We start from the raw sequence: 12,297 nt of genomic DNA on the forward strand, positions 1-12,297 counted from the left end.
CGTGATCGAGGTGCTGCGCCCCGGCGACTTCTACCGCCCCGCGCACCAGGCCGTCTACGACACCATCCTCGACCTCTACAGCCGCGGCGAACCCGCCGACCCCGTCACCGTCTCGGCCGGTCTCGACCGCCGCGGCGAACTCAAGCGCATCGGCGGCCCGCCCTACCTGGTCACCCTCACCCAGACCGTCCCCACCGCGGCCAACGCCGGCTTCTACGCCGAGATCGTGGCCGAGAAGGCCATCCTGCGCCGCCTCGTCGAAGCGGGCACCCGCATCGTCCAGTTCGGCTACGCCGGCGCCGACGGCCAGGACGTCGCCGAGGTGGTCGACCGCGCCCAGGCCGAAATCTACGAAGTCACCGAACGCCGCACCACCGAGGACTTCACCCCGCTGGAAGAACTCCTCCAGCCCACCCTCGATCAACTCGACGTCATCGCCTCGCTCGGCGGACAATCTGCCGGCATCCCCACCGGCTTCACCGAACTCGACGAGCTCACCAATGGGTTGCATCCGGGCCAAATGATCATCGTTGCGGCTCGGCCTGGCCTGGGGAAATCCACCCTGGCAATGGATGTGTTGCGGAGCTGCTCAATCAAACACGGCCATGCCAGTGTCATCTTCTCGCTTGAGATGAGCCGGACCGAGATCGTCATGCGCCTGTTGTCGGCCGAGGCGAAAATCAAGCTCGCGGACATGCGTTCTGGTCGGATGAACGACACCGATTGGGTGCGACTCTCCCAGCGGATGAGTGAAGTCGCCGACGCGCCGCTGTTCGTCGACGACTCACCGAATCTCACACTGATGGAGATCCGAGCTAAGGCCCGTCGCCTCAAGCAGCGGCACGGTTTGAAGTTGGTCGTCGTGGATTACCTGCAGCTGATGAGCTCCGGCAAGAAGGTCGAGTCCCGCCAGCAGGAAGTCGCCGAATTCTCACGAGCACTCAAGCTTCTCGCCAAGGAGTTAGAGGTTCCCGTGATAGCGGTCAGCCAGCTGAACCGAGGGCCCGAACAGCGGATCGATAAGCGGCCAATGGTGGCTGACCTGCGCGAAAGCGGTGGGATTGAACAAGATGCGGACATGATCATCTTGCTACATCGGCCCGACGCATTCGACCGCGACGATCCGCGAATAGGAGAAGCGGACTTGATCGTGGGCAAGCACCGCAATGGGCCAACAGCCACGATCACCGTGGCCCATCAGCTGCAGTACAGCCGGTTTGTCGATCTCGCCAGAGGCGCTTGAGCCCCTGCCCGGTGGGGACATGTCATCGGCGCAGGTTACTGGGCGCTTTTCAACGTTCTGGCGCTGCTGGTCGTGTGACTCCGCGTCGTCGTGCGGATTGGTGGAGTCGGCCAGGCGAATAGATGTTTGAGTTGCCTGCCTCAAATTTCGCACACTGTCGACAAAACGTCCGCTACCAGGCGGATTCACCAGCCCACGAAGGTGGCGAGATGACCATCTTGTCAGCTCCGGCGAAGTTGAGGTGCACAACATGACCATCAAACGCTCGAAATCTGTTCGAGCGATCACAACGTTGGTGACCGCTACGGTCGCAACGGGTGTCGCGAGCGCGGCTCTCCCTGCAACAGCGTCAGCTCTGCCCACTGGGTGCGCCGATACCTTCAACCTCATCATTCCGGGCACCTGGGAGACCCGTGAGGACGCGAACCCCAGTGAGCCGGTAGGAATGACTGCCCCGATCGCGCAGGCGATCAAGAGCCAGCAGGGCGATCGCGCGGAGGTCTACAACCTGCCCTACATGGCCCGCGCCTTCGACAACGGCCACACCTACGCAGACTCCAAGAAGACCGCAGTCGATGGCGGGACGGCCGTGCTGCGCGACTACGCCGCAAAATGCCGTGGCACGCAATTCACGATCGTTGGCTACAGCCAAGGAGCCGATGCGGCCGGCGACATTGCCTCCGCTATCGGGAACGGTCGAGGCCCGGTATCAGCGGATCGCGTACTCGCTGTAGGCCTGATCTCCGATCCAGGAAACGGGACGAAGGGCGAAACGACAGTCGGGCCAAAGACCGCCAACTCTGGAATCGCTGACCCTCGCCCTGACGGCATGGGGGCGCTGTCCGGGAAAGTAGCGTCGATCTGCGCCTCCGAGGACCTGTACTGCGCGGCGAACAAGACATCGAATCCCGTCCTCGGTGCACTGGGCACAATCCTGAGCAAATCCCCGAGTACTGACTCCGGCACCGGCACCGGCACCACAGGCGGTGACTCCCCCGGAGTTGGCAACAACAACTCCAAGATCGCGACAGCTCTCACCTCCGACTTCTCGAAGGCGGATCTTCCCAACATGGGCTCAGCAGCCAGCGAACTCATCGCTGGTCTGACGCCACAAAACGGCACCATCGATCTCCAGAAAGTCGCCAAGTCGGCCAACACCCTGCTGGGCTCAATCACACCCCTCACCGATCTGCTGAGCTCCGGAGCAGGGTCCGCAGCCACTGGCCAACTGTCGACTGCTCCTGCCGGTAGCCCGGAGAATTCGGCCAACCAAGTCCTGACCGCCGCTGGGCAAAGCGACCTCTCCGGCGCACTGTCCACTGTCACCTCGATCGCGAACACCGCGGCCAACCTGATGGGGGCCAACACCAACACCCTGTCGACGAGCGCACCCGAAGCATCCCAACTCTCGTCGGCCTCCAACGGTCTGAGCACCCAGATCGCTCCACTGAGCTCCACACCCAGCGACGTACTCAGCTCGGCGAGTAGTGTCCTGAGCGTTCTCAAGCCGGCGACAGTGGTGAGCCAGGCACTCAACGTGGTCACCGGCGTCACCAGCCTCGACCTTGCGGGAATTCTGGCGAATCTGGTTCTCCTCCCCCAGAAGGTCGCAGCGCTCGACGCCCAGGGAGCCCACGACGTAGCCCGGAAGCTCAACACGCAATTCGAGCCCCTGGTCAAGATGGCCGCAAACGTCGACCTGGAGTGGATCTCCTCGATCCTGTCGATCATCCCGGACCCGACCGGCGGCTACATCCAGATCGCCGCACTGGTCGTATCCATCCTGTCCAAAGTCGACGTCGTCAAGCTCGCAAACCTCGTCGGACAGATCCAGGAAGTCGCCTGGTCCGTCATCGAAAAGCTCGCTCCCCCAGCGGGACAAGCGCCAGATCCCGTTGGCGCCGGCGCAGCGCTCACCGGGCTCCTGCCGATCGGGCTCGATCTGGCCAGCGTCGCAACGAACATGCTCACCGGCACAGCGAGTAAGACGCCGGTCGAACTGCTCGGCAAGCAGTCGAACTCCGCGGTTTCCACCATCACCAAGCAGGCCGAGAACTTCGATCTGTCCGGCCTCACGAACTCGGTCGCCTCAATGGCGCAGTCGCAGGGTGCCTCCGACCTCGCGACCCTGGTGAGCGAAGGCCTGACCGCAGCCAGCTTCTTCGCTGGTGGTTCACATACGAGCTACGGAAACCTTGTCGTTGACAACGCAGGCAGAACGGCGATCCAGTGGATGAGCGACTGGATCAACCTGCAGATCGGACGGTCGGTATGAGGGCCGCCCCACGAGCGCACAAGCCCACAGACCGGTGGACGTGGTGCGGTAGCTGCAACCATCGCGGCTACCTGACGAGGGCGGATGCGAGAGCTGCCCGAAAGCGATACCGGGGCAAGGGAATCTCGGTATTCGTGTGTCCAGGAAATCAATCACTGTTCCACGTCGGGCGTCGCGAGAACGCCGGGTGGCCGGTCGGCTCTGGATGCAGCCCAGCAGCAGCCAACGGTCGATGAACTCGGGCGCCGTGCAGGATGCTTGCCAGTTCGATCTCGGCCGAATTCGGCTGGAAGGGAAGAGCTCCGATGAAACCATCGTGGTGGGTAAGCGTAGTTGCAGGTTGCGCGCTGATGGCGGTAGTCGGCATCGAGGTGACCTCGGGCGCACCACCCCAGCCAGACGCCCCGACCATCTCTCCGAATTCGACTGCTGTGGTGGACATTCGCGAGCTGGTCGGATCACTGACAGTCGTCGACAAACTTGATGCGATCGGAGGGTATGAGCGCAGTTGCGCTGCGGGCAAAGGATGTTCATTCGGACAGTCGTGGACTGACGACTACGACGGTCCAGGCGCGCACAACGGGTGCGACACCCGCAATGATGTGCTGGCCGCTCAGCTCGAGGATGTCGTCCACAAACCCGGAAGCCGCGGCTGCAAGGTCTAATCCGGCACACTGCACGACCCCTACACCGGGGCAACGATCGCCTTCACGGGTGAAGAACCCAGTCAGGTCCAGATCGACCATGTATTCCCGCTCGCGCGAGCATGGAAGGCTGGGGCGTCCCGCTGGACAACCTCCCAGCGGGTAAGGTTCGCCAACGACATCGATCTGAACCTGCTTGCAGTGGCGGGCATAGCGAACCAGTCGAAGTCGGATCAAGGTCTCGACACCTGGGTGCCAAAGAACGCATCCTTCGCGTGCGAGTACGTCCGCCGGTACCTGAGCGTTGCCCAGCGCTACCAGTTGATGGTCACTCGCGCAGAAGTCGCCACCGCACTCGTCGGCTGTCCCTGAAAGATCGAATGTCACAGTGACGAAATAGGGTTCGATGCAGGTTCGCCCCCGTTACGAGGACGAAATCGACCCGCTGATGAGTACGAATGATGTTTGACCTGCCGTCGCCGTCCGGCGTACGTTGCGAGACAGGTCGCCGGGCTCCCCCCACTCGGTCGACTGGAAGTGCCCCCGCAGCAGCCTCTCCCCCCCAGGCTCCTCGGGGGCACTTCGATGTCCAGGGCTATTCCATTGGAATACCCTGCGGCTCACCCGCTTCGAAGCCGCAGGTCGTCGGGCTGAGTGCGGCGAGCTATTCCATTGGAATAGTCTGGACCGATCCGTCGCTTCGGGGTGGCCGTCGGGTGGCTCGGTGCGACTGAGCTATTCCAATGGAATAGCCCATAACCCGCCGCCGGTGAGCAGAGGTAGACGCGGCGTGTATGCGCGGTTTTGATCGGCGTGGTGAATATTCCATTGGAATACGGAGTGTCGCTCGAGGAGGCTGTACGTGTCGGCGGAAGCTCCCCTATGCTTCCATGCTGTAAGCGATCTCAGGCCTGCGCGCCGATCGCCACACGGGCCCTCCGCTATCGGACTGCTCGCCACGCTCGTAGGGCTCACACCTTGAACTCACCTACCAACAAGCTTGTATTCCAATGGAATACGTGTGACCATAGTATTATTAATGTCGCCTGCGGCTGGTGGGCGCAAACATGCTTCACTCCCAGGAGGTGCATATGGCACGCGGAAAATCCGGCAGTGCGGCGGCCGAGAAGGCGACGCAGACTGCCACAACCCGAACTGCCTCAGGCGGGGAAATGAAGTCCGCCGCAGGGCTCATTCAGGAAGCGCAGAAGCAAGCGGAGGCGATGAGCCCGCTGGAGGTCGCGGAGCTTCCTCGTATCGCGCTGGACCGTATCGGCCCTCACCCGCTCAACCCCGAACACCGGCACCTCGACGAATCCGAACTGACGGAGCTCGCCGCCAACATCGAACTCGTTGGCGTCTTGACTGCACCTCTGGTCGTGAGCCGGGCATCGATTCTGTCGTTCGAACCCGAGATGGCGGAGCTCATCCCGGAAGAACACGAAGTCATCCTCATCGACGGCCATCGCCGATGGGGCGCTTCGAAGTTGGCTGCGGGCGTCACTGACCTCCCGTACATCCTGCGCGAGGAGCTCGCTGACCCCGCGGTTGCAGCAGCGGTCTTCCTTGCCACGAACATCCTGGGGAAGCGCCTCTCGCCGATCGAAGAGGCCAGAGGGTATCTGCGCCTACAGACCTACGCCAAGATCAGCCAATCCGAGCTGGCGGCGACCGTCGGTTTCGGTCAGCCGCGGATCAGCAAGTCGATGCAGCTGCTGAAGCTGCCGAAAGTAGTTCAGGACGCAGTCGATGCACGCACGGTTAGTCCCCACGCCGCCCGGGAACTGCTCAGTCTCGCCGAGGACTCGCAGGAGTCAGTGTTCCTGGAGGCCATCGCCTCTTTGTCAGAGGAAGAGCGCGACCGGCCTGATCGTGTAGCAGAAGCTGTCCGGGTCTCGGTCAACAAGGCGACGGTCCGTGCGGAGAAGGAAGCCGCCGCCGCAGCAGCGCGGAAAGCGTTGGCCGAGGGCAGCATCGCCGAAATTGATCCCAAGGAACTATTCGGCGCCGATGCTTGGCAGCACGAGCTCAGAGACACCGAGCTCGACGAAGTACAGACCGCAGGCAAGCTCGCCGGAGCCGTCGTTCACGACACCGGGAGGGTGACCTACTACTCTCAAGACGCGGCTCCGCGGTTCCATGTGACCGAGGCAGAAGCCGAAGAAGCCGAAGAAGGCGTCGCCGACGTCGCCGATCATTCCAATGGAATAGTCAGCGAGCCCGAAGGCGGGGGAGAAGCGGGTTATTCCAATGGAATAGCCGACGTGCCCGCTCCGCACGATCCTGCTGACGTCGAGGCCATCGACCAGGCACTGCGGGCCGCCAAATCCGCCCACGAGGACCGGCTGGCCGCGATGCGTCGGCTGGTCGCCAAAGCGCCCGACAACGGCCTCCTCGCCGATGTGCTCGCCGACGCCGTCCTTGCTGCCCACTGGGTCGACTTCGAAGACGCCACAGAGTTCGCCGAAGGCGCCGGATACAACATCAGCGCCGAATCGATCGAGGCCACACTCGCGACCGCCAACCGCGCCGACATCCAACGCGTCGCGTTTGCCGCCGCGCTCGGCGCGCTCGAAGCCGAAGCCGCCCGTGACTACTACGCCACGAACGGACCCTGGCCGATGCCCGTCCAGCGCCACGTCAAACGGCTGGCCGCCCTCGGTCACTACACCCTCGCCGACTACGACCACGCGCATCTGAGTGATACGGAGAACCCATGAGCAGCAAAAGGCCCATCCGCTTGGTAGTCGTCGGAGCCGGCGGATCAAGCGGCAAGACCACTGAGTGCGTCAACCTTGGTTGCGCCCTGGCCCGCCGAGGCCTGACCGTGCGCTTCATCGACGGCGACCAGCAGGGCGACACCAGCAAATACCTGCACTACAACATGCCCGATTTCGTGCTCGGCGAAGTACTCGGAGGCGTGGAAGTCGTGGAGGATGCCGCGGCCCCGTCCGGACGACGAGCCCCCACACTGCGTGAAGCCGAGGTGCCGATCTATCGCGCGACCGAGGAAGAGGCCGCAGACAAGGGCGGAATCGCCCCGCAGACACCCGAACAGGAAATCTGGCTGCGGCGACTGACGCTCGTGCCTTCCGGGAGTGGCTCCACCGGCGCCACTTTGGGATCTGCCGTCACCGCAATCGACCGCGATCCGATGGGTGCCGAAAAGGCCCTTCGGGCCCTCGACCGAATCGATGAAGGCCGGCCGGACGACGAGATCCCGGATATCGAGATCTTCGACCTGCACGGCACTGTCACCACGATGACCTACCTAGCGCTCCGGTGGGCAGCTCGTGGCGCAAACAACGACGCTCAAGGCCGATCTGGAGCCTTCTGTGTGGTGACTCCCGACGACAAGTCGACAGGAGACCACCTCAAGGAAGCGATCGACCTCGTCGCGGAAGTAGCTGAGTTCGACAAGGTCGAGGTGCTCGGGATCATCCCGACACGCATCAGGCCGGCAACCCACGGCCGCTTCTACGTCGACATGTACGAGCGACTCTGCGAAAGCTACGGAGACCTGGTCACTCCGACTGTGCGTGAAGCAGTTACCGCGGCCGAATCCTATGCCGCACGCGAACCTCTGCTGCTTTGGGTTCCAGACTCTCCGGTCACACAGGACCAGGAGAACGTCGTCGACTGGATGGCCAAGAAGGGCGTGGTCGTCATTTGAGAGGCGACGAGGTGTTCGTAGACGCATCGAGAGGCGTCCTGCTGCAAAGTGAGATCGCTGCCGACCTCGCCCACGAGGTGATCGGCACCGTCACTGGCATGCAGGACGACATCGACAGCACCTACAGCCTCCGGCAGCTCGTCGAAGACGCGATCTCGGCCTACGGCGCAACCCTCGAGGATGCCTACAACCGGGGTGAACCATGGCCTGCTGCAATCAAACTGCGCCGCGGCGGCATCAACCCGAAAGCTCGAGCAGCTGGAGACGTTGAGCCGCTGCGATCGTGGATCGCTCCCCACATCCGCGGCCGCTGCTTCGGAACCGTCAACGCCATGAAGGCTCGACACCCCACCTACACCCTCAGGGACTTCCTCGAAACAGCTCTCAGCGACCACATCGCGGACCTGAAGCGACAGCACGGTCGGAACTGGATCCCCGCCGACCGGCTCCGGCGGGGCCCACCGCGAAAGCACACGAGCTGAAATCCACCCAAATTCCCAGTCGTAGAAGGCATCCGGTGATGACACACCCAACAGATCTGACCAGCGAAACCCCGGCTCAACCCGACAGCGTCGCCGCACTGGCACAGCAGATAGATCGCGCGCGCGGGCGCGTTGCGATCCAGTCCGACCCCGCGCTCATCGAGATGCTGACCGATGGCGAACTGAAGGCCGCGCAAGACGACGCCCAGAAGATCCGGCGCCGCCACCGTAGTCAGCAACGCCGAATCGCCACGGCGACAATCAAAGCCGAAAAGCGTGCCGCGATGGACCAGCTGCGGGCCGAGGCCGACGAACAGCGCATCCAATCCAAGATCCGAGCGTCCGAGCTTCGCGACCAACTGCGCGCTCAGCGCGCTCTAGCAGAGCACCAGCGCACCGCGAGTCCTCACGCACAGCTCGCCGACCTCTACACCCACCGGAGTAGGTCGGCGTGGGCTATGGCGGCGGTGGTCATCGCTGCCATGGTGATCTCGGCGACGAACGTTCAGCACAATCTGGCCCCGAACACCACCTGGGCCGACCCCAGTTGGTGGACTGCATATTTCATCGAGGCGCTCGTCTCTGTGTGCTTGGTCGTCCTGATGGTCGGCACACCGAAGGCGGCTCAGTGGGGGATCACAGATGGCCGGGGCAAGGTGATGGCGGCGGAGATCGGCCTTCTCGTGCTCACGATCCTTCTCAACACGTTTCCGTACATCCGCAACCCGGACCTCTTCGGCTTCGGCACGCACGCCGTGGCACCGACCATGATCGGTGTCGCCATCCTCATCCACCACGCGATGAGTCAGCGCTACAGCAAGGCCGTCGCGAAGGCTGCCGGCGAGCTCGACGGTGCCGCCGCCGCGACGAACCATCCGGAAGCGTCCAAGGTTGCGGGCCATTCCGGGCAAGCGATCGCGGAACACCCCATCGAGACCGCCGTAGTCGAATCGGAGCAGGTCGAGGTTTCGTCTCGACGCCGGAGTCCCACCTTGCGGACCGCTCGACGGGCTGTGCAACCACGTCGAGTTCCCTACCACCCTGCGCGCCGCAGTCGATCCCTCCAACTCACGCGCCAGGGCGCAGTGGGGGAGAAGCAGGTCGCCGAGGTCCTGAACCTGCGGGCCGATTCCGAACCGGCCCGGCCGGTCGAGCCTGCTGTCGTCCCGATCATCCGCGAAGTGGCATCGGCTTCGGGGACAGTTCGCGACTGGACCGAGGTCGCGCAGCGTCTCAGCTCGAGCGCCATCGGGCGGAACCCTGCGGTGGTCGCCGAGATCCTGCACCTGAGTTTCGACCGAGCGATGAACCCCACACAGGTCGCAGCCCAGGTCGGGATGCGGGAGCGCACCGTCTCGCGAATCGTCGATGACGCCCATCCCTACCGTCTGGCATCCGCACTCGCCAGCTAACACTGTGCGTCCCCCGACTCCAGATTCCCCGCAGAGGAGTCAGGCGTCGGGGGACGTGTCATTTATGCAGTTCAGCCGCCCGATTTGGCCGACAATGAGGCGATAGCCGACGAGCATCTTTGGTGGTCGCCCCTGTCAAGTGTTTCTATTCGGGCATGTGCCGCAGCAAACATACGGGCGGCCGCCGATGCCCGAACTGCGGAAGCGTAGCCGCCGCAATGAAGGCCAATGGCAACCGTCGGCTAGGCCGCCTCGCCCGCAAAAAGGTAGTAGACCACCTCAAGAACGAGGGATTGGTCGAGACCGCTGCCGCGGTCCTAGCCGCGCCGCCCAGCATGCTCCCAGAGCTGATGGCCGGCCTCGGCATCGATCCCAAGATCCTCGGCGACACCCCGATGCCGAGCGACCACGCCAATCCGCCCTCGGCGAAACTTCTCATTGCTCTCGCCCAGGCCGAGCGAGACAAACTCGCAGGCCCGAAGATCACGCCCGCCCAGGCCGCCGTCGAGGCCGCCGAAGTAGCGCTCGCGGCCGCCGAGCAAGAACGCTACGAAGCCCACAAGAAGGTCAACAGGCTCCGCAGCCACGCCCGCACCGCAGCCAAGGCTGCCGAAGCCGACCAAGCCGACCAGGCCAAGATGGAAGAGGCAGTCGCCAAGAAGGCCGCTGTCTACGTCGCCAAGGCTGAATACGCAGAGGCGGTTACGCGGAAAGAGCACGCTGAGGACGACCTCGCGGCCGCCAAATACGGACTGCGCGAAGACCTGGCCACCGACGCCGAACGCGACGCGTACCTCGCAACCCTGACTGACGACGATGTCGAGGCGATCGCACGATCGGTCAACCGCAGCCATGCCGCCGACGCCGCAGCCGCGCTGGGTGAATCCGGCCCTGTAGCCCTGGCCGGGACAGCCCGTGACACCACGGTCTACACGACAGCGAAACTGCCGCTCGAGACCGGCGACGGGGTCAACATCGTCGAGGGCCGCGTGCTCGATGGTGACACCGCCATCTACCGCCGGTACTCCGGCGACTTCATGGTGCTGCAGAAGAAGGGGGACGCCTACCATCCGGTGGCCTCGGCGGGCAGCAAACACGACGCCCTGACCAAAGCCAGCAGGATCCCGATCCTGTCACCGATCGCACAGCCCGGCGCCGACGCGGCGCCGATGCAGAAGCAGGCCTACGAGACGAAGGCCGACCTCATCCTCGAGCTCGCAGGAAAGGCCGCTAGTGGCAAAGCCACGACCCCTGAAGCGCAGCAGGCCATCATCGACGCCGGAATGTCCGAAGCGCAGACCAAGCTCGCCGACTCTGTCGGCGGCGGCCTGGTCCGCGCCGAAGTCTTCGACGGCGCAAAACGCCACAAGCGCGCCATGCGCGAAAAGGCCGCGAACGAAGCAGGGGAGAAGGCCCGCACGGCAGCGCTGGCGGCCGGCGCGACCAAATCGCAAGCCGATGCTGCCTACGCCAAGGCCCGCCGCAGCGCGCTCGGAACACCTACCCGCGGTGGCGGCACGATTCCGCACTTCGACCACGGAATCCCACCCGGCACGCTGGGGGAGGAGAAGTACAAGAATCTCGCGCGCAGCGGAATCCGCGCTTGGGGGAAGGAAACCTCCACCGACTACGCGGTCATCGGCCAGCGCGCGGGAAACCTCGCCGCATGGGGATTCAACACCAGCGGGGGACAGGTGAAGACCTCCAGCATCAGCACACTGACATCGTCGAACGCCGAATTCGTCCAGAAGGAGCTCACCGGCAAGGAAAGGTCCGCCCTGAGGACCTATACGGGCGGCAGCTATCGGTCGATCAATGCAGCGATCACCGGCCGCGACTCTTCGCCGGCGCCGAGCGTGAAGTCGACCGTCGCCCAACTGGAGTCGGCCTTCGACAAATTCGGTGAGAAGAACCCCAACATGACCCCTATGACCGTCATGCGAGGAACGAAGGTTCCCTCAGGATGGAAAGGCACGACCGACGAGTACCTCGACTCAGCATTCACGGTCGGGGCACGAGTGGAGATCGGCAAGGTCACGAGCTGCTCGACCCGGCAGCAGACGGCCGTCAACTTTGCTGGCCACCCGCCCTACATGATGGTGATCCGCACCCGAGACGGCTTGCCAGTGAAGTCGATCAGCCAGTACTCCGGCGAAGACGAAGTCGTGATTCCACCTGGCGCGAACCTGCGATGCGTCAAGGTCGAGAAGAACGGCGTCGCGGGCCGGCCGACGGTCTACCTCGTCGCAGAAGACCTCGTCGCAGAAGCGGAAGACCAGACGTACGCGGCCGCCGCATGACCCCGACCCTGCTGCATCCTGCGGAAATAGCATGTCCCTGGCCTATCGTGGTCAGCACGGGAATGACGGAATGAGAGGACGCTACCCATGGCCGAGCTGAGTGAGGACGAACTCGCTGAGATCCGACTGCGACTCGACGCAGGGATGAGCCCAGAAGCCATCGCCGCGTCAATCGCGCGCATGGCCGACCTCGACGAAGAAGACGAAATCGTCATTCGTGATGCCGCCATCGCACTCGCAAGCACCAACCACTCCTGAAGCCAGAACG

General features: G+C 63.8%; 10 protein-coding genes. 9 read left to right on the plus strand and 1 reads right to left on the minus strand.

Annotated features, from left to right (window positions below; genetic code table 11):
• The 7 genes from dnaB to NS1_RS17005 all read left to right on the plus strand — a co-directional run.
• The coding region (dnaB, locus tag NS1_RS16975) for a replicative DNA helicase (RefSeq protein ID WP_062985788.1) at positions 1-1,243 on the plus strand (1,243 nt) is incomplete at its 5' end.
• Between the two features lie 250 nt (positions 1,244-1,493).
• Positions 1,494-3,518, plus strand: a complete 2,025-nt coding sequence (locus NS1_RS16980) for a cutinase family protein (protein ID WP_062985790.1) — start codon at positions 1,494-1,496, stop codon at positions 3,516-3,518.
• 701 nt (positions 3,519-4,219) lie between these two features.
• Positions 4,220-4,534 (plus strand): HNH endonuclease family protein, encoded by a 315-nt coding sequence (locus NS1_RS41695; RefSeq protein WP_373864342.1) that lies wholly within the window; start codon positions 4,220-4,222, stop codon positions 4,532-4,534.
• 683 nt (positions 4,535-5,217) lie between these two features.
• Entirely contained in the window at positions 5,218-6,882 is a 1,665-nt protein-coding gene (locus NS1_RS16990; RefSeq protein ID WP_157125251.1) for a ParB/RepB/Spo0J family partition protein, read from the plus strand.
• Positions 6,879-7,835 (plus strand): ParA family protein, encoded by a 957-nt coding sequence (locus NS1_RS16995; RefSeq protein ID WP_084503786.1) that lies wholly within the window; start codon positions 6,879-6,881, stop codon positions 7,833-7,835. Before NS1_RS16990 ends, NS1_RS16995 begins: the two co-directional genes overlap by 4 nt.
• Positions 7,832-8,317: a hypothetical protein gene (locus tag NS1_RS17000; RefSeq protein ID WP_062985796.1), complete on the plus strand. Its 486-nt coding sequence runs from the start codon at positions 7,832-7,834 to the stop codon at positions 8,315-8,317. The genes NS1_RS16995 and NS1_RS17000 overlap by 4 nt, the downstream gene beginning before the upstream one ends.
• A gap of 38 nt (positions 8,318-8,355) precedes the next feature.
• Positions 8,356-9,729 (plus strand): hypothetical protein, encoded by a 1,374-nt coding sequence (locus tag NS1_RS17005; protein ID WP_062985797.1) that lies wholly within the window; start codon positions 8,356-8,358, stop codon positions 9,727-9,729.
• A gap of 317 nt (positions 9,730-10,046) precedes the next feature.
• Here the strand turns inward: NS1_RS17005 and NS1_RS41700 are convergent, their stop codons facing one another.
• Positions 10,047-10,352 (minus strand): hypothetical protein, encoded by a 306-nt coding sequence (locus tag NS1_RS41700; protein WP_255284569.1) that lies wholly within the window; start codon positions 10,350-10,352, stop codon positions 10,047-10,049.
• A 15-nt stretch (positions 10,353-10,367) separates the two neighbouring features.
• On the opposite strand from NS1_RS41700, the gene NS1_RS17010 reads away from it, so the two are divergent.
• On the plus strand, positions 10,368-12,029 hold the full coding sequence (locus tag NS1_RS17010; protein ID WP_255284570.1) for an ADP-ribosyltransferase: 1,662 nt from the start codon (positions 10,368-10,370) through the stop codon (positions 12,027-12,029).
• 87 nt (positions 12,030-12,116) lie between these two features.
• Positions 12,117-12,287: a hypothetical protein gene (locus NS1_RS40835; protein ID WP_169812789.1), complete on the plus strand. Its 171-nt coding sequence runs from the start codon at positions 12,117-12,119 to the stop codon at positions 12,285-12,287.
• Positions 12,288-12,297 lie beyond the last annotated feature (10 nt).

Origin of the sequence: Nocardia salmonicida NBRC 13393, assembly GCF_001613085.1 — a bacterium.
GTDB classification, from domain to species: domain Bacteria; phylum Actinomycetota; class Actinomycetes; order Mycobacteriales; family Mycobacteriaceae; genus Nocardia; species Nocardia salmonicida.

Excerpts from the sequence above, each read along its gene's own strand:
- NS1_RS16980 (WP_062985790.1), top strand. The coding sequence starts at position 1,494 with ATGACCATCAAACGCTCGAAATCTGTTCGAGCGATCACAACGTTGGTG.
- NS1_RS16995 (WP_084503786.1), top strand. The coding sequence starts at position 6,879 with ATGAGCAGCAAAAGGCCCATCCGCTTGGTAGTCGTCGGAGCCGGCGGA.
- NS1_RS17005 (WP_062985797.1), top strand. The coding sequence starts at position 8,356 with ATGACACACCCAACAGATCTGACCAGCGAAACCCCGGCTCAACCCGAC.
- NS1_RS17010 (WP_255284570.1), top strand. The coding sequence starts at position 10,368 with ATGGAAGAGGCAGTCGCCAAGAAGGCCGCTGTCTACGTCGCCAAGGCT.
- NS1_RS40835 (WP_169812789.1), top strand. The coding sequence starts at position 12,117 with ATGGCCGAGCTGAGTGAGGACGAACTCGCTGAGATCCGACTGCGACTC.